The sequence below is a fragment of the Sinanaerobacter chloroacetimidivorans genome (genome assembly GCF_018128545.1).
Lineage (GTDB): Bacteria > Bacillota > Clostridia > Peptostreptococcales > Anaerovoracaceae > Sinanaerobacter > Sinanaerobacter chloroacetimidivorans.
The window spans coordinates 132,088-150,852 of the sequence record NZ_JAGSND010000012.1 but is presented as its reverse complement, the minus strand read 5'-3'; the positions used below and the strand labels follow the sequence as shown (position 1 = coordinate 150,852).

The following is an 18,765-nucleotide window of genomic DNA, read 5'->3' as shown; positions in this document are numbered from 1 at the left end:
CTCGTTGCCTCGTTGTACAGGGTATTGCCGAATTCGTCGGTGACGGAACCTCTGATGAGTGCAAAGTCTGCCTTCAAAGGTTTTTCCAGAAGATAGTCTTTTCCCTCCACGTTGATGACCTGTTTTCCCTCTGCCACGATGGTTCCCACTCCTGTGGGTGTCAGAAAGCCTCCCAAACCTGCTCCGCCTGCCCGGATTCTCTCTGCCAGCGTTCCCTGGGGGACCAGGACGCATTCCAGTTTGTCTTCGGGCACATCTGTATTCATTCTTTGTGCTACTTCCGGATTCAGGCCTACATGGGAAGCGATGAGAGTTTTGATCTGGCCGTTTGTCAGGAGCTTTCCGATTCCTCTTCCCGGTACGCCGGCATCGTTGCAGATGATGGTGAGGTTCTTTACCCCTTTTTCCACCAGTGCATCGATGAGGATTTCAGGTGTTCCCGTAGCCATAAAGCCGCCTACCATAATGGTTGCACCGTCCTGGATGGGAGCAATTGCTTCCTGGGCAGTCTTTATTTTATTTTTCATATTCTTCTCCTTTCATTGCTGTCGCTGCTGTGTTTGTATCTGTACTGTATTTCAGTTTATACCACTCCGAAGGATCCTAAGATGATAATGGCAATACATGCAATTAAGGGAATGACAACGGTACACATGCCGATATTCAAATAGCATTGTTTATGAGTCATACCTGTGATACCCAAAAGCGTAATAACGGCCCCGTTATGAGGCAAGGTATCGAGTCCTCCGCAGGCTACGGATGCAACACGATGAAGTACCTGAGGATCGATGCCGAATTCACTTGCACGTGCCAGGAAGGTTTCGCCGAAGGTTTCCAACGCGATGCTCAGTCCGCCGGAAGCAGATCCGGTAATTCCTGCCAGCACAGATGAAGAAATGGCTTCGCCTACCAGAGGGTTGCTGGAAATGCTGGTCATCCCTGCTGCAACAATACCAAATGCGGCCAAAGTCTTGATTACATTTCCATATCCTACTTCCGATGCTGTATTCATGATGGCCAGGAAGGAACCCTGCACACCTTCTCTCAAACACTGGAGTACATTATCAAATCGTTTATAATTCAAAATAATAGCTAAAAGTACACCCAGAATCAACGATACGATTAAGCTCCAATTGCCAAGAACCGCTGCGAGAGTTGTGTTATAATCCGTTTCCAGATATTTGGCATCGATGTTCGGAAATACTCTTTTGGATAAAATAAAGTTACCGATCAGTACTACTAAAATAGGCAGAATCGCCGTAGTAAAGGACGGTAAATTGGAAGTATCCGTACCATGAAGATGAGAATCACCGTGATTACCATAGCCTTCACCTGCGTTTCTTGCTTTGGCCAGTCTGGTTGACAGCCAGAACATACCGCCGAAAAGCATAATAATAGCAGCTACAATACCTAAGATTGGAGCGGCAAAAGCATCTGTTCCAAAATATTTCATCGGAATGGCATTTTGAATTTGAGGGGTACCCGGTATAGCGGTCATCGTAAATGTAAAAGCTCCAAGCGCTATAGCAGGCGGCAGCAATCTCTTCGGAATATCAGCTTCTTTAAACAATGCTGCACCGATGGGATAGATTGCAAATGCGGCTACAAACAAAGATACGCCGCCATATGTGATAATTGCACAGGAAAGAACAACCGCCCAGATTTCTTTTCCTTTTCCTATTTTACTTGAAACAAACACGGCAATAGCCTTTGCGGCACCGGAATCATCCATTACCTTGCCGAACAATGCTCCCAATAGGAATACGGGGAAATAATTTTTCACATAATTGGCCAGGTTCACCATGAAGCCTTCGGTATAAGTAGCAAGAAGATGAACACTGCCGCCGTCAAAAATAGCAAAGGCTGCTGCCAGCAAAGCTAATATAGGTGCCAAGATAATAACGGACCAGCCTCTATAGGCTAAATACATCAATAGTCCTAATGAAAGAATAATACCAAATACACCTAACATATCCTATTTTCCTCCTCTTTTTTTATGAAGATTCCAGTATTTCCTGAAATCTCATCCTAACACCGCAGGTCCTATTACGCTGCGGTCCATCCTCCGTCTATGGTTAAGGCTGAGCCGGTGATGTTGTTGCCCGCTTCAGAACAGAGAAATTTTACTACCTCTGCGATGGTAGAGGGTTCCAGCAATGTCTTAACTGCCGATTTCTGAAGCATAATTTTCGATATCACTTCCTCCTTTGAGATGCCGTGATTCAAGGCCTGTGCCTCAATTTGGTCATCCACAAGAGGAGTCCTTACGTAGGCAGGGCAAATAGAATTTACCGTAATTCCAAATTCTCCGCCTTCCAAAGCCGCGGTCTTGGTTAATCCCATAAGCCCGTGCTTTGCTGAAACATACGCTGCTTTATATTCAGAAGCAACGAGACCGTGAATGGAGTTCAGATTGATAATTCTTCCCCAGCGCTGTTCCTTCATTGAACTCCAAACATATTTCGTTAATAGAAATGGTGCGGTAAGCATTAGAGAAATCATGAAGTCCCATCGATCCTCAGGGAAATCTTCAATGGATGCCACATTTTGAATACCTGCGACATTTACCAGTATATCTGTCTTTCCATATTTCTCTATCGTATAATCTACCAGTGATTTACAGGCCTCTCGTTTACTTAGATCAGCTGCGAAATAATCACAGTTTAAATGATCTGCTGCCGACTTTAATTTTTCTTCGTTGACGTCAGCCATTACAACTTTGATTCCTTCTTCTGCAAAGGCATTGGCTACAGCCAGACCGATGCCGCTGGCTGCTCCCGTAATAATGCTAACCTTATCCTTCTGCATAATGCATTCCTCTCTTTCTGATATCATGTGCACATATCAAACATTACCATGGTGATTTTCTATATAGCAAATATCATTCCACTTTTTTAAGACCTTTATAAGCCTTGGTTTTACAAGGATTGTTTTTTTGCAATTTTATAAAAGGCTTTTGATCACGGCATTTTTTGAATAAAAAAACGGAATTCGTAAAGAATTCCGTACATACGACATATTTATTAAGTTTTCGTGTACGGAATTCCGTACATTTTTCCGTATCTTCTTATAATACTGTCTGGTTTTCAGAAGATTTCCCTGCCATTTGCTCTTTTTCAGAAGCGTCAATATGGTATTTTTGCATTTTTTCATAGAGGCTTGTCCTGCTGATTTCCAGCGACCTGGCAGCTATAGTTTTTTGCCCTCCATGGCTAAGCAGAGCATCTACGATAGCAAGGCGCTCCGTTTCCTCCAGAATCTCCCGCAGGCTTTTGGATTCTGTTTCCGGAGATATTCCGGTTATCCTTTTCGGCAGATGTTCCGCCCGGATGACTTTGTCATTTCCCAGGAAATTGATCGCCCTCTCCATAATATTTTCCAACTCTCTGACATTGCCCGGCCAATCATAATGTTTCAAATATTCTAAAGCGCTGTCAGTAATTTTATCTACCGTAATGTTCTCTTTCTGTGCTAATTTTTTAATAAAAGCCTTTGCCAAAATAGGAATATCCTCTTTTCGCTCTCTAAGGGCCGGAATGCGCAGGCTGATAACATTCAACCGATAATATAAATCAGACCGGAACTGATTCTCCTGTACCATCTGATACGGATCTTTATTGGTAGCTGCGATCACTCTGACATCCACAGCCTCCCGATGATTGGATCCGATTTTCTGAATCTCTCTATCTTGAAGTACACGTAATAGCTTAACCTGCATGGGCATTGGAAGATCACCAATTTCATCCAGGAAGATGGTTCCTTTGTGGGCAGCTTGAAACATGCCGACTTTTCCGCCTTTTCTTGCTCCGGTGAAGGAACCCTCTTCATAGCCGAAAAGTTCGGATTCTATTAAATCGGCTGGAATCGTACCGCAGTTTAAACAAATAAAAGGCTGCCTTGCACGATTGCTCGCATGATGAATCGCATGGGCAAAAAGCTCTTTACCGGTTCCGCTTTCCCCCAGTATCAGCACACTTGAATTGGTTCTGGCAATGGTATTAATGGTATCCTTCAGACTGGTCATTAATTGGCTGTCTCCAACGATATCATCTACTGTGTACTTGGCTGTATTTATTTTCCCGAATTGCATTTTATATAAATCCAATTCAGTTTCCATTTTATTGATCTTTTCATAAAGATTATTTAAGTCCATAACATTTTTAAACAATACTCTTCCGAATGCCCCGACCACTTTCCCGTCTTTCATGATGGGAAGACGCGTTGCAATCATTTTTTGTCCGTTGATTTTCTGAATCGTTTCAATTTCCGGGATACCGGTTTTAGCCACGATATCCATTTTGGTATTTTCTATGACTTCCGTTACATGGACTCCTATCACCTTATCCTTTTTTACGCCGATAAACTCGGCATAGGGTTGGCTTATCTCTTCGATATACCCTTCCTGATCCACGATTACGATCAGCTCATTTGTAGTATTTAAAATCGTATCCAGCAAAAATGCTTTATCAATTCCTTTTCGTTGACTTTGTCCGCTCATCTCCATGATCTCCCATACCCTTAACAGAAGGGATCTTATTTTTAATCAGTTAGTAGATCTACCTGCTATTAGTATACCATAGAACGTATCAAAAAAAGAGCGTAAAAGATTCGTAATGGATCAAAAAAGACAGCAAAAAATTATAAAGCATTAAAAAAGACAGTACCATTCTTTTTTACGGAACAATACTGTCTTTTTCCATGGAGATAAATTATTTTATCATGTTCAGTCAGGAAGGATCCCTTAAGACTATATTGACGTTTCTGCATCGCCGCTGATCTCTTCGAGCGATTTTCCCATAGTCTCTTTTCCGAGGATTGCAACGACAAAAGCGACAATTGCAAAGACGGCGGTTAACATTACAAATACATAGCGATATCCAAGCTGCTCGCCGTAGGTGCTGAATATTACGGGGACAATCAACGGTGCAGTGAAAGCCCCCAGGCGTCCGAATGCAGCTGCCCATCCCGTACCGCTGGCTCTGGCCGCAGTGGGATAGATTTCAGGGGTATAGGCGTAGACACATCCCCAGGCTCCCAGGCTGAAGAAATAAAGCAGACAGCCAAACATCAGAACTTCACTTGTACTTCCCGCATGACCGAACAGCCAGGCTGCAACCGCTGTACCTGCAAAATAAACCGACAGTACCTTCTTGCGTCCGACGCGTTCCACCAGATAAGCCGCACTGAAATATCCCGGCAATTGCGCGAGACACATAATCAATGTAAACTCGAAGCTTTTCACTAAAGCAAACCCATTGCTCATCAACAAGGTCGGAGTCCACAATACAAACCCGTAATAACCGAAATTGATACCAAACCAAATGACCCACAATACGATTGTACTCCTGATATATTTTCCGGACCAAAGATCGAGAAAGGTTACACGTACCTTATTTTCCCGACTCCGCATTTCCGTATCATGACTTTTTAATTCCACAGAAATACCAGCCTGCTGCTCCATTTTTCCTACGAGAATGTCGGCTTCCTCTATTTTCCCTACTGATTCCAGATAACGTGGGGACTCCGGAATGGCTTTTCTTAGATAAGCGGCAAATAAAGCCGGTACGGCGCCGATCCAAAAAGCGACTCTCCAGCCATAAACAGGTATGAGCATGTAAGCAACCAATGCTGCAACGATCCATCCCCATGCCCAGAAGCTTTCCAAAATGATTACATTTCGTCCCCGGATTTTAGTCGGTGAATATTCGCTGATTAACGTGGAAGCCGCAGGTAATTCACCTCCCAGCCCAAATCCCGTCAGAAATCTTAAGATCAGAAGCATTTGGTAATTGACAGCAAAACCTGATAGTCCGCTGGCGATACCAAAAATAATTAGCGTAGATGTAATTACCGTTCTTCTTCCCCATCTGTCGGCAGCCATGCCTGATAAAGCAGCACCAACAGCCATGCCCAGCATACCCGCACTGCCAAGGAGACCCAATTGTCCGGTAGTCAGCGCCCAGTCCTTTCCTATTGCAGCCATAACGCCTGACACCATTCCCTGGTCCATGGCGTCAAACATCCATCCGATACCCGTCAAAAACAGAATCTTTCTCAGCATCGGTGTAGTGGGCAGTCTATCAATTCGATTCGTGATATTCAGCATATTATACTCCTTTTCTTTCAGTATTTAACAACAGAATAACGTTTTTGTTTCCACTGTTATTCTTACTTATTGAAACTTAAATAGGAGTATACCATATGTATATACACCTGACAATACATATGTAAAAAATATTTTTTTAATATTAATATACGAAAATAAAGCTTGTAAAACTTGATTTGCACCTGCCGGTCAGGCAATGCGCAGATCGCTGAATTACAAGCTTTGTTAGCTACCTGTTATCCACCTTTTCCGGATACATGTCGTGCCGGAACAGCCTGTTTTTTGCTGCTTCCTGCCATTCGGTCCCGGGTTTTCCGTAATTACAGTAGGGATCGATGGAGATTCCGCCGCGCGGTGTAAACTTTCCCCACACTTCTATATATTTGGGGTCTAGGAGGCGGATCAGATCTTTCATAATGATATTCATGCAATCCTCATGAAAGTCGCCGTGGTTCCGAAAACTGAACAGATAGAGCTTTAATGATTTGCTCTCCACCATCAGGCGGTCCGGCACATATGAGATATAGATTGCGGCAAAATCCGGCTGACCGGTGATGGGGCACAGACTAGTAAATTCGGGGCAATTGAATTTCACAAAATAGTCATTTTCCGGGTGCTTATTTTCAAAGGTTTCAAGAACCTTCGGATCGTAATCAAAAGTATATTGGACATTTTGATTCCCAAGCAAGGATATTCCGTTTATTACTTTTTTCTTTCCCATAAGAGTCCTCCTTCTGTTTTAGATAACGGCTCTTCCAGATATTTCACCAGGAATACACCGACAATACTCGGAAATACCTGCCCAATCCCAACACTTATAAACAAAACTTCATAAGGAACCTTTAAAATGTAGGAAAGCCACAGAGGAACCAACAGCGAAGGTATCAATAAAATCGGAATTCCAACCAGATAAACATGAAACCTTCTCAGGTAAAAGCAGGTAAAGGAAGTCAATATGCCCACAAGAAAGCCTCCCACCATATCAAGCATGCCAAGTCCGCCCATCAGTGTGTTGCTTAAGAAATTTGCGAGTCCCAAAGGAACAATTAAAAAGGGATACATTGATGCCAATGCATAAAGGCTCGTTGCGATTCTCACCTGGAACTGACCAAATGCAAAGCTTTGAGTAAGAAACATAACCGTCACGTAGACTGCTATAACAATCCCGGAAATGGTTATTTTTCTAACGTTTAAAAATTTGTTTTCTGACATAAAAAAACACTCCTTTCATAAAAAAATAAAAGGAGCGAACAATCCCGGCATGATAAAAAATGCTGATAAAACAAAAAATGGTACTACGGTACCATTTCATTGATAATAGCAAATCCCTAGTTTTGTTTATAGACAGGATGGTTTCGAACTGTCTTTTATTTTTTTATGATTTTATCATGAATTAAAATAATATTCAAGAAGAAAGAGAATGGATTCTCTTTCCATTGCAGAAAAAACAGATAAGTCTACTCTATGGGATAGTCTTATCTGTTTTGGTTTATAAAACTTTTTAAATGAGCTGTGGCTTCAGAATTCGATTCTTACGCGCCTTGTGACTTTAACGATAGCCATTTTTTTTATCAATGGCTTCATCTCTGATTTCTTTTCTCATGCCCTTCAGCGCTGCTTCTCTTCTGTTATTTTTTTCTTTCAATTCCTGCTTCATATTTTCATCGTCTGTTTTTGCAATCATTTCTTCAGCCAGTTCCATATTTTGTATGGTTTTTCCAATGTTGTATTCTATCTTGTCAACATTGTCTCTTCGATCATCCGGTTTTGGCATCCTATTTCTTGTCATAATCGGTTCTCCTTTCTTTTCACTCCTGAAAAAAATTTAATTGACTTCACTTATTTTTTGATTCAAAACTAAAAATACTCGAAGAAAAATTATGAAGAAAACAGATGGCTAAGAATCTATTTGTTCCCAATTCTGCCATCTGCTTTTTAAAGCTGATTCAATTTTAAAAAATCAATTGAATGATTCAAATTATTCGATCAAAGATAAATTGAAACGGCTCCTATCTTTATGATAATAATGCCCGATCGTTTGCAAATTCTTCTCCACTGACCTGGCCAAAACGTTTTAAAAGGTCTTCAACAGTAAGCTGCCGTTTTTCCTCCCCCTTGATATCCAGGATGATTCGTCCTTCATGCATCATGATCAGACGATTCCCATACTGGATGGCATGGCGCATGTTATGCGTCACCATTAAAGTGGTCAGATTTCCTTCACTGATGTATTGGTCGCTGAGCTGCAATACTTTTTCGGCAGTCTTCGGATCCAAGGCCGCCGTATGTTCATCTAAAAGCAGTATTTTCGGCTTCTTTAACGTAGCCATTAAAAGTGTCAGCGCCTGCCGCTGTCCTCCGGACAGGAGTCCTACTTTCGCGCTTAAACGATTTTCCAGTCCCAGGTCCAAATGACTTAAGGATTCTTTGTATTTTTCCCTCTCTTTATTTGAGATGCCCCATTTCAGGCTTCTGGACTGCCCGCGGCGAAAGGCAAGAGCAAGATTTTCCTCAATACCCATATTCGCTGCCGTACCCATCATGGGATCCTGGAAAACACGGCCGATAAAGTCTGCACGTTTGTGCTCCGAGAGCTTTGTCACATCAACACCGTCGATGATAATGGAACCCATATTCACACTGTGGACTCCTGCCACACAGTTGAGTAAAGTCGATTTTCCGGCCCCATTTCCTCCGATCAGGGTTACAAAATCGCCTTCTTCCAGTGTAAGGCTGACATTCCGCAAAGCATCTTTTTCATTGATGGTACCGATATTGAATTTTTTGTAGATTCCGTTGATTGTCAACACCTTACATTCCCTCCTTTATGGATTTTTTCAGCGGGGTCAGATAAGTCTTCATTGCCGGCAGCGACAAAGCAAGCGCCACCGTAATGGCTGTAAACATTTTCAGGTCATTGGCAGGCATTCCTAATTTCAGCACCAATGCAATGATGGTACGATAGGTAATAGCGCCCATCACCAGGGAAAGCAACCGGTTGAAGAAATTCCTTTTGCCAAATAAGACTTCACCAATAATTACCGAGGCCAGGCCGATAACGATGGAGCCCATACCCATTTGTACATCGGCGAAGCTTTGGCTTTGTGCAATCAATGCACCGGAAACAGCTACCAGACCGTTACTGATTACCAGGCCAAGTATAATCATATTATTCGTATTAATCCCTTGGGCACGAGCCATTTGAGAATTATTTCCTGTAGCGCGGATTGCACATCCGATTTCCGTTCCGAAGAACCAGTATAAAATCCCCACCACTCCTGCAATACAGAGCAGTCCCAGAGCGATTACCGCATTTGTATGATTCAGACCTATGTTTTCAAAATTTGTATAAACAGTATTCATACGAAGCAGGGATAGATTCGCTTTTCCCATGATACGCAGATTAACGGAGTATAAAGCGATCATCGTCAGAATCCCTGACAACAGAGCCGGGATTTTCAGCTTTGTATGTAAAAGTCCCGTAATCAGTCCTGCTGCCATACCGCCTAATAAAGCGATCAAGGTGGCCTCATAGGGATTCATGCCATTATAAATGGCATATGCTGCAATAGCGGCCCCCATGGCAATACTGCCCTCAACCGTCAAATCAGCAATATCCAGAATTCTATAAGTGATAAAAACGCCGATGGTCATAACTGCCCATAACAAGCCTAATGAAACAGCGCCTAGTATAATCTGCAACATGATTTTTCCTCGTTTCTATGAAATCCAATGAGTCGAAGCGGTCTCATTATTCAGCTTTGATCACATATTGCTGAAGATCGGCCGGAATTTGAAGACCAATTTCTTCCGCTACGGTACCATTAATAGCAAAATCAAATCCGGTAGCGGTTTCTACAGGCATGGTTGCAGGTTCTGCTTCACCCTTCAGGATTTTTACAGCCATTAAGCCGGTTTGATATCCCAGATCGTAGTAATTAATGCCTAAGGTTGCCAATCCACCGGTGTTTACCATTCCGGATTCACCGCAGATGACAGGTGTCTTTGACTGGGAAGTCACACCGTGTACCACAGGCATTGCGGATGCAAATACATTATCTGTCGGAATATAGATGGCATCGCACTGACTTACGATGGATTGTGCAGCCTGTTGAACATCATTGGAGTTGGTAACGGTTACTTCAACATATTTTAAACCTAATTTTTCAATAGCCTCTTTTGCAATGCCTGCCTGCAGGATCGAGTTATCCTCACTTGAAGTATAAAGAACACCTACCGTTTTGGCATCCGGTACTAATTGAACCAGTAAATCAATTTGCTCCTTGATCGGATTCATATCAGAAGTACCGGTAACATTCCCTCCGGGCGCTTCGTTGGAGTCTACCAATCTGGCTGTTACATAATCTGTTACAGCAGTTCCAAGGATAGGAATCTCTGTAGTCTTCCCTGCGATTGCCTGAGTTGCCGGAGTGGCTATAGCCAGAACCAAATCTGCGTTGTTGCTGACAAAGCGGTCGCTGATGGTTGACAGATTGCTCTGGTCACCCTGTGCATTCTGTAAGTCAATGGTGATATTCTCACCGTCCACATAACCATTGTCATTCAGAGCCGCCACAAAGCCTTCTCTTGCAGAATCCAGTGCAACGTGATCCATATACTGAATGATTCCAATATTCAACACTACTTCATCTCCTGAATTTGCCGCAGGCTTTTCGCCGGCGCAGCCTGTGCCGGCTGCAATGATTGCGATTGATAAAATCAGCATCATCATCAATTTTCCATACTTTTTCATGTTTTTAACCTCCATATTACTATTTTTATATCCAATTAAACCTTCGCCGGTAAAATTGACTCCGTTTCTATCTGACAGAAGCAAATATGCCTCCCTCTTTTTTCTCTGAGAGGATACAATATTTCTTATCAGAGAAAAAAAAAATCGCCCCTGTATCTAACAGGGGCGAATGTAAATTCGCGGTACCACCTTGTCTTCGTTGTTTGCACAACAATCTCGGCAAGCGACAATCATCGCTCCTCCATGATAACGGTTGGAATCCGACACAGCCTACAGGGCAAAAAGCCGTTGAGTGTGCAGCTCGCAAGATGAATTCACGGCATGTATTTCCTGCTTTCTCACACCAACCGAAAGCTCTCTGTAAGGATGGGCATATCCGCTACTGGTTCTTGGTCATCACTTTTTAATATTGTTTTCATTATATTCATCACTATTTCATTTGTCAACTGTAAAAATAATCAAATCTTGATTTTTCTCTCGGCTGGTATGTGATGTGACTCTACTCCATTCCTGATTTTAATGCTTCGCTCATGGATATTGCGTTGACCTTCTTTTTGCACAGCAGCTTGGATAGCTCATAGGAAAGCAATACCACGATAAAACCGATTAAAATGTAGAGCAAGTCAATCTTCGGGGGCGGCAGCACCATACCAACGCTGGTTTCAAGAGACTGCTGAAGCACGCCGATAGCAGAAATCGTCAGCGGTATCCCAATGATATATCCGATTACAACAACCAGTGTAGAGCTGTTCAAAATCAGAGAATTGATCTCTCTCTTCCGATATCCGAAAATCTTCATCAGTGAAATGATGTTCTTGTTTTCCTCGATGATCAGGGAGGTTACAACATAGATGACAATCATACCGATGATAAACGCCACTGTAGACAGCCCGCCTATCATTGACTTCACAGGCTCAAAGGCCTCTTGTGCACCGGCCAGCTTTTCATCGATGGACACGACACTGTAGGCCTGGTCTTCAGGAATATCCAGTTGTACATTGCTGAAAGACCCGTTATAACTTCCTTCCGGCATCCCAAATTTTTCATTATAATCCCCAAGAGGCATAAAGAGAAATTTACCGGAATAGGTGTCCGCTATGCGATCGATCTTAACAGAAAACATGTGTCCATCCAACTTCCTTACGATATTGACGGAATCACCTTCCTTAATATTCAACAGCCTGGCCACAGGCTTTGTTACAATAACCTGGTTTGTACTCAGCCGGTTTCCCTTTTCATCTTCCAGTGTAAGGAGTGCTGATTCCGACGGAACACCTGTGACATAGAAGTCTCTTTTCTCATCATTCACGGGCAAAAACAAAGATGCCGAGAAAGGTTCCGCCTCCTGAGGCAGTTCATCAAAGCGCAGTTTGTCAAACTTGTACTCATATTTAAAGTTATATTCATTGTTGCTGCCCTCCGCGAAGAGGAAATCCGTAGAGCTTTTCAGCGTAAAGCCCCACTGCAGAAGTATGGTTGCCACTGCAATTCCCACGAGCAGAAAAGCAAGGCGGGACAAGCTTCTCAGCTGCTCTCTGATCTTAAATTTTGCAGAGAATTTAAATCTTTCAAGTTTCAGATTATGCTCTAAAAAATTAACCTTATTCTCCTCTTTCTCTCCCTTCATCAACTCTACCGGCGAATGCTTCAGTTCTTTTCGTATGACGAAGTATCCGCTGACACCCAGAAATAAAATAGGCAAAAGCAGACTCAGGAGGATCAGGCCCGGATGGAAGGTGATCCCGGTCATCGGCATCGTGAAAGCTGTAAACATGAACGATACCATGTATCGTACGGGAAAGAATCCAAGAAGAGTCCCGACGATGCCTCCGATTACGGCTATGAGAAACGGAAATTTCAAATAGTGCAGATAGAGTTCCCTTTTTTTATACCCCAAGGCATACAATGCACCGATGATGGTAGATTCATGATTGATCATCCGTCCGATGACGTTTCCTACCATAATGCTTGCCAATAGTAAAATTCCGGTTGGTACAGCCCTGCTGACCAGATGCAGGATGTCGATTTCCGCAGCAACGATGCTGACCCGCTTATTATCTTCTATGTCTGTCCATTGTACAACATCAATATTGCGGCTTTCTAGCAGTTCTCTGAATTCAGCGGCCTGTATACGATGATTTTGATCGGATGGGTTGAACTTCACCTGATAAAAGCTGCTCCCGTTTGCCAAAGCATGAAAATCATCCTTACTAATAACAGCAACTCCAAACCCCGAGTGAGGCATCATGTCCATCTCCGACTGCAGCGGATAAATGTAGTTTGGCAATGCCATAAATCCGGCAATGGTAAAGGACTGATCCAATATTCTGATCTCTTCACCGATATGATAATTATTTGCAGCAGCAAAATTCGGGCTGAGGAGAATTTCATTCCTTCCGCCTAATTCTCTTCCCTCGAGGACCGCCGGAAGGTTCACCTTCTCATTCTGGCTGAAAATGCGCAGGGTCTGCTCTTCGGAGACCTTATAATCCAGCGTTTTTCCTTCTTCAATCACCGCGTTTGCCGCCGACTCAAGATCCTGCAGATTTTCAATATTTTTTTCTGTAGTAAAGGAAACATCTTCCTGTATATATTCGTTTTGGAACTCATATGCCAGTTGTTCAAAATTGCCGGCAAACTGAGTCATTAAAGTAAAAGCGAAGCAGCTGAAAATGATCAGCACAATGGATCCGATATACTGTGCTTTGCTTTCCAGCAGAACGCGTCTGATTCTCTTATTTATTATCATTACCATTCAATCCTTTCTGCCGGAACAACCGTCTGGTTGACCGTTTCCTCCACGATTTCTCCGCTGCGGAGTCTGAAGACCCTGTTTGCCATAGCGGCAATGGCAGCATTGTGGGTAATCATCAAAATGGTCGTTCCGTATTTTTTGTTCACCTGCTGCAGAAGCTGTAAAATGCTCCGGGACGTATCATAATCAAGGGCGCCCGTTGGCTCGTCGCACAGCAAAAGCTTTGGGTTCTTGACAATGGCTCTGGCGATGGAGACCCGCTGCTGCTCACCGCCGGAAAGTTCCCTTGGAAAGCGGTGCTTTTTGTCCTGCATGCCCACCGCAGCTAAAACTTCATCCGTATTCAGAGGTGATTTGCTGATGTTGGAAACCACTTCAATGTTTTCCCCCACCGTAAGATTGGGAACGAGGTTATAGAACTGAAAAACGAAACCGATGTCTCCGCGTCTGTAATCGGTCAGCTTGCCGTCATTTAATTGGTTGATTTCAATACCGTCAACAAGGACCTGGCCGCTGTCTCCCCGGTCAATCCCGCCGAGAATGTTCATCAGAGTAGATTTCCCCGAACCTGAGGGCCCGAGTATGACACCGATTTCCCCTTTGTCCAGCTTCATCCCGATTCCTTTCAGAACTTCCGTTACGACTTCGCCGGTTCTGTAGCTTTTCTTCAAATTTGCAATATCTATAAACATATTATTCTTCCTCCTTCTTGTAAAAGCAACGTTTCAAAATATCAAAGTAATCTTCCCATTCCTTCAGCACTTCCATATCGAGTTCTTCAAAAGAATTCACCTGATCTCTCTGCTGCTCTGCAAAGCTTAGTATTGTCCAATTGATAATATTCATGATTTTTTGGATATCCATGTCCTCACGGAACTTGGTCAAATCCAGATCTTTGTACCCTCTTTCCAATCCGCTTTCAACAATGGACTTCTCTAACGTTTCAATCTCAGAATTTACATCAGCTGCATCCTCTTGGGCAGCATTTTTAATAAAATTAAAAGCTTGCGGATATTTTTGCATGATTTTAAATTTGATCAACCCAAGCGCTCTCATCCTTTCGAAAAGATCCGTTATATTCCAATCCATTTCTTCATAGATTTCATCAATGACCGTAACTACATAATCAAGAAGGAACAAATACAATTGCTTTTTATTCTTGAAATAATTAAATAATGATCCCTTTGATATTTCGGCCTCTTTGATGATCTCGTTTGTGGAAGCCTTTTCATAGCCGTTTTTTGCAAACTCTTTCAAAGCTGCATTTATAATTCGCTCCCTTTTCTCCTGTTCCAGGCTATAAAATTTTGAGTACATGATAACCACCTCTTTTTTGATCCTATCGATTTTAGTATGACCATCGTGGTCATTTTTATTATATCGTTAATGACCACCTTGGTCAATATTGTTTTTTTAAATATTTTTTTCATTTTTTATTAACAAAAATAATAGAAATATTTATTTTTGTTATTTTTATTTGCATTACAGGGATAAAAAATACCCTGCATATAAAAATGCAAGGTATTTGCACGCTCCCTTCTTTTGGGAGCTTTTATACAATTTAGGAGCTGATTGACTTTTACATCTTAATAATTTCGGGGGGTTTCATACCGTTAGAATAGTCGTTATAATAGGCGACTTCAGGAACCAGTTTAAAATATGTGAAAGGCTTCATCATACCTTTTGCAATCATATCTTTGAACTCAGGATGTCTGTCAAACAGGATTCTATTGTATTCATTGATTTCAGCTTCACTAGGTTCCATAGTTGTACCATCAATTGTTACAAATTGGGGCATCGAATGAGCAGAAAAACTAATTTTATTATTTGCTCTCAAATTAGCAGCTTTAATGGAATCGCCATCTGTAGCAAATAGGATATAATCCCCTGCAATTACATATTCCATAGCCGAGGCTCTCGGTTTATCATCGGAGCAAGTCGCCAGACAGCAAATCATGTTCTCTCTTAGAAGTTGAAGTACCTTATCCATATATTACCTCCCAAAAATTATTTTAGTATCAGTTTATCATTAACATAGATTTAATAAATATAGCTTATCCATATATTACCCATATATTAATTTAATATTTGCACTTTTCCCTGTCCGCCGTCTACCAGCACTTTGTCTCCGGTTTTCAGTCTTACGGTGGCATTGCTGCAGCCAACCACAGCGGGTATCCCCAGCTCCCTGGCAACAATGGCAGCATGGGACAGCGGTGCTCCTATGTCGGTAATGATTGCAGCGGCTTTCGGAAAAAGCGGTGTCCAACCGATATTGGTAGTTGCTGCAACCAGAATTTCTCCTGGCTGAAGCTGTTCGCCTTCTTCGGGATTTTTGAGGATCCGCACGATTCCCTCAATCCTGCCTGCAGCTCCGGCATAGCCTTTCAGAGTTGCTGCATCTGATGTCTCAACACCGGACACCGCACCCATAGGCATAGCGGCATCATAGTAGTCAAGTCTTCTGTCAGGGTCTTTTACCCATTCTGCAGGAACAAACCGTCCTCTGATTATTGACGGAAATGGCGGCATCGCTTTATATTTCTCATAGTTCTCTTTCCTTGCAGGAATATTCCTGATTGCCCCGTCTTTTCCGGTTAAAAGATCTTCTACCTCATCGATATAAAGGAAAAAGATATTATCTCCCAGTCCTGTAAGCTCACCTGCTCTAAGGGCAAAAGCACGCACCACCCTGAATATTCTTACAAACTCAGAACGTCCTTCTTCTCTCAGTTGGGCACCTTCAGCGGCTTTCCTGATTTGTATGTCAAGCCATTTTGCCTTATCTGGGAAACGCTTTACAAACCGCGACTTGGCAGCTTCATATTGTAAATGCTGTCTTTCAAGCATGCCCTCTACATCCATGTTGGATCTTTTCAGCTCCTCAATCTGTTTTTCCAGCCAGTCCGGATCCTCCATGGGATCGGGAATTGACATTTCATACTCATGAGGTCCCCGATGTCCGTATTTCTTCAAGTATTCCTCTCTGCTCATTTCCCCCTTCATCACTTTGGAAATGCCGACTACCGGTCCTAGGCTCGCCAGATCGGATCCTCCTCTAAGGTTAGAAAGTATCGTATTTGCATCCTCCGTACCGACTAATTTGGTAAGTTTTTTATCTAGCTTCGTAATATTGGTCATTTTTATCGCAGCTGCACCGGCACTTAACCATGCATTTAAGAAATAGGGCTCCAACTCCTGTTTCCAGAAGGACAGCAGCTCTTGCTTTTCTTTTATCGTTTTGATCTTTTCCCTCATTCTGCTGCATTGCTCCGGTGCCTCCTGAAGGAATCGGGTAAGATTTTTGGATGCCTTCAATGAACTTTTTGAGGTTTGCACCATGATAGGCACCATCACTTTAAGAACTTCAATAGGAGAAAAAGGATAAAGGGGCATACTGACACCCTCCGGAAATTCTCCGTATATATCCGTGATCAGCTTAACCACACTTTTGGAATTCTTTCCGAGTACGGCATTCATCATGGATACTCTTCTGCTGATGTTCATATAGGGACGTCCGCAGATGTTGCCGGAAAAGATATAATATCCGGGAATAAAATTCAGTGCTTCGTCCAGAAGCTTTCCGATGCTCCAGGAAAACGGAGGAAAAACATCGGGTATTGCTTCCGCCACATTGGTATTGATCCAGAGTTCTTCTCCCATGAGGGAATAATTCATCTCATAAGTGTCCAGGTTGATTCCTCTCAAAGTGGTTATGGGTCTTGCCTGCAGCAAATATAGTTTTCCATTGGCTGCAGCCCACTCGATATCCTGCGGGCTGTTTGTTTCGTTTTCCAGCCTGGCCGCCAGCGAAAAAAGGGTTTTCGCATATTTTCTGCATTCATCGGGACCGTCATATTTCCCCTTTGGCCTAATCAACTTAAAATCATAGGCATTGGACTCTCCGGATACAAGCTGTTCCCCCAAGCCGTGAACGTAATTGCCGATCATGCTTGCATGGCTGCCTGTTATGGGATCCGCAGTAAACAATACACCGGAAATTTCCGACTGGACCATTCGCTGTACTACCACAGCAATCTGATGGGATTGCTCCATTCTTTGAACGGAACTATATGCCTTCACTCTCTCAGACTCTTTTGACCGGTACACGGTATCAATGGCATCAAGGATTTCCTTGTCAGTCTCCGCATTCAGAACGGACTCAAACTCACCTGCGAAGGAAGCCTGGGCCGAATCCTCACTTAAGGCAGAGGATCTCACTGCAAACCGGATTTCCCTATTGTTCTTCCTCATGGAATTCAACCGTTCCTCTATTGCTTCCCAAGCTTCTTTGCTCAGTTTGCCCTCCTGAAAGGCTCCGGAAAGAATCACAAAACCTTCCGGAACCGGATAACCCGCCTGATACATTCTGGCAAGCATGCCACCCTTTCCCCCTGCCAGTGGCTGCAATTCAGGTGTCAATTCACCAAAACCTTTTACACTCTCCAACATATCAATCACTCCTTGTAATTTCATTTAAAAGATCAGGAATCTCGTTATTCTTCATCAAATATCCGTATTTTACCGCTTTCTATTCCGAGAGCCTTTTCCATGATTGCTTCCAGGGAAGCCTTATATTTGAATGACCTGGTCTGATCCTCCAAATATTCACTGTAAAATACGCTTTGCGGAACAGAGGTTACGGCTCTCAGCAGGATGTCTGCAGTTTCCCTCGGAAATTCTACATGGAAACGACCTTCCCGAGACCCCTGTTCAATGATTCTGGCAAAGGGTTCAACATATTTCTGTGTAATGGACAGCGTATATTTGTAGAACGTAAAATCCGATTTCATCAGCATACTCAGATACTTAATGATTTCTTTTTTTTCCTTTTGGGATGTGATCTTTTTTTCCATAAATCGATTTAGTTTTTCCAACGCATTCAAATCAGGATCTGCAACAATAGGCTCCAGCTCCTTCAACAGATTGTCCGAAAAACTGCCGATGCTTTCCGACAAAACTTCCTCTTTTGACTTAAAATAGTGATAAAATCCGCCTTTGGAAAGTCCGGAAGCATTTAAAATATCCTCTATACTTGTTTCTTCATATCCCTTTTCTATAAATAATTTTTCTGCAATCTCTACCAGTTCCATTTTTTTCGTACTATAATTTTTCGCAGTTTTTGTCATATTCATTCACCTCCAAAAACAA

17 protein-coding genes and 1 other annotated feature are annotated in these 18,765 nt (G+C 42.7%); all 17 genes read right to left on the bottom strand.

Annotated elements, in window-relative coordinates; all coding sequences use genetic code 11:
* On the bottom strand, positions 1–527 hold a 527-nt coding region (locus KCX82_RS16235; protein WP_227019542.1), incomplete at its 3' end, for a CoA transferase subunit A.
* Positions 528–583: 56 nt separating this feature from the next.
* Entirely contained in the window at positions 584–1,972 is a 1,389-nt protein-coding gene (locus tag KCX82_RS16230) for a GntP family permease (RefSeq protein ID WP_227019541.1), read from the bottom strand.
* Between the two features lie 74 nt (positions 1,973–2,046).
* A complete protein-coding gene (locus KCX82_RS16225) occupies positions 2,047–2,808 on the bottom strand; it encodes a 3-hydroxybutyrate dehydrogenase (protein ID WP_227019540.1) in 762 nt (253 codons plus the stop codon).
* 259 nt (positions 2,809–3,067) lie between these two features.
* Positions 3,068–4,498, bottom strand: a complete 1,431-nt coding sequence (locus tag KCX82_RS16220; RefSeq protein ID WP_227019539.1) for a sigma-54 interaction domain-containing protein — start codon at positions 4,496–4,498, stop codon at positions 3,068–3,070.
* 249 nt (positions 4,499–4,747) lie between these two features.
* On the bottom strand, positions 4,748–6,106 hold the full coding sequence (locus KCX82_RS16215) for an MFS transporter (protein WP_227019538.1): 1,359 nt from the start codon (positions 6,104–6,106) through the stop codon (positions 4,748–4,750).
* A 229-nt stretch (positions 6,107–6,335) separates the two neighbouring features.
* Positions 6,336–6,827 (bottom strand): preQ(1) synthase, encoded by a 492-nt coding sequence (gene queF, locus KCX82_RS16210; RefSeq protein WP_227019537.1) that lies wholly within the window; start codon positions 6,825–6,827, stop codon positions 6,336–6,338.
* A complete protein-coding gene (locus KCX82_RS16205; RefSeq protein WP_227019536.1) occupies positions 6,809–7,318 on the bottom strand; it encodes a QueT transporter family protein in 510 nt (169 codons plus the stop codon). The genes queF and KCX82_RS16205 overlap by 19 nt, the downstream gene beginning before the upstream one ends.
* 337 nt (positions 7,319–7,655) lie before the next feature.
* Positions 7,656–7,895, bottom strand: coding sequence for a small acid-soluble spore protein Tlp (tlp, locus tag KCX82_RS16200; RefSeq protein ID WP_227019535.1), 240 nt, complete (start codon positions 7,893–7,895; stop codon positions 7,656–7,658).
* Between the two features lie 226 nt (positions 7,896–8,121).
* Positions 8,122–8,916, bottom strand: coding sequence for an ABC transporter ATP-binding protein (locus KCX82_RS16195; RefSeq protein ID WP_227019534.1), 795 nt, complete (start codon positions 8,914–8,916; stop codon positions 8,122–8,124).
* 1 nt (position 8,917) lies between these two features.
* Entirely contained in the window at positions 8,918–9,811 is an 894-nt protein-coding gene (locus KCX82_RS16190) for an ABC transporter permease (RefSeq protein WP_227019533.1), read from the bottom strand.
* Between the two features lie 46 nt (positions 9,812–9,857).
* Positions 9,858–10,859 carry an ABC transporter substrate-binding protein gene (locus KCX82_RS16185; RefSeq protein WP_227019532.1) on the bottom strand — a complete coding sequence of 334 codons (1,002 nt, stop codon included), beginning with the start codon at positions 10,857–10,859 and terminating at the stop codon, positions 9,858–9,860.
* 158 nt (positions 10,860–11,017) lie between these two features.
* Positions 11,018–11,265, bottom strand: a binding site (T-box leader).
* Positions 11,266–11,358: 93 nt separating this feature from the next.
* A complete protein-coding gene (locus KCX82_RS16180) occupies positions 11,359–13,608 on the bottom strand; it encodes an ABC transporter permease (protein WP_227019531.1) in 2,250 nt (749 codons plus the stop codon).
* Positions 13,608–14,306 (bottom strand): ABC transporter ATP-binding protein, encoded by a 699-nt coding sequence (locus KCX82_RS16175; RefSeq protein ID WP_227019530.1) that lies wholly within the window; start codon positions 14,304–14,306, stop codon positions 13,608–13,610. Before KCX82_RS16175 ends, KCX82_RS16180 begins: the two co-directional genes overlap by 1 nt.
* Position 14,307: 1 nt before the next feature.
* Complete coding sequence (locus KCX82_RS16170; RefSeq protein ID WP_227019529.1) at positions 14,308–14,931, bottom strand: TetR/AcrR family transcriptional regulator; 624 nt, start codon at positions 14,929–14,931, stop codon at positions 14,308–14,310.
* A gap of 262 nt (positions 14,932–15,193) precedes the next feature.
* On the bottom strand, positions 15,194–15,604 hold the full coding sequence (locus tag KCX82_RS16165; protein WP_227019528.1) for a pyridoxamine 5'-phosphate oxidase family protein: 411 nt from the start codon (positions 15,602–15,604) through the stop codon (positions 15,194–15,196).
* An 86-nt stretch (positions 15,605–15,690) separates the two neighbouring features.
* Positions 15,691–18,066, bottom strand: coding sequence for a PEP/pyruvate-binding domain-containing protein (locus KCX82_RS16160; RefSeq protein WP_227019527.1), 2,376 nt, complete (start codon positions 18,064–18,066; stop codon positions 15,691–15,693).
* Positions 18,067–18,110: 44 nt separating this feature from the next.
* Entirely contained in the window at positions 18,111–18,743 is a 633-nt protein-coding gene (locus tag KCX82_RS16155) for a TetR/AcrR family transcriptional regulator (protein WP_227019526.1), read from the bottom strand.
* Between the last annotated feature and the right edge of the window lie 22 nt (positions 18,744–18,765).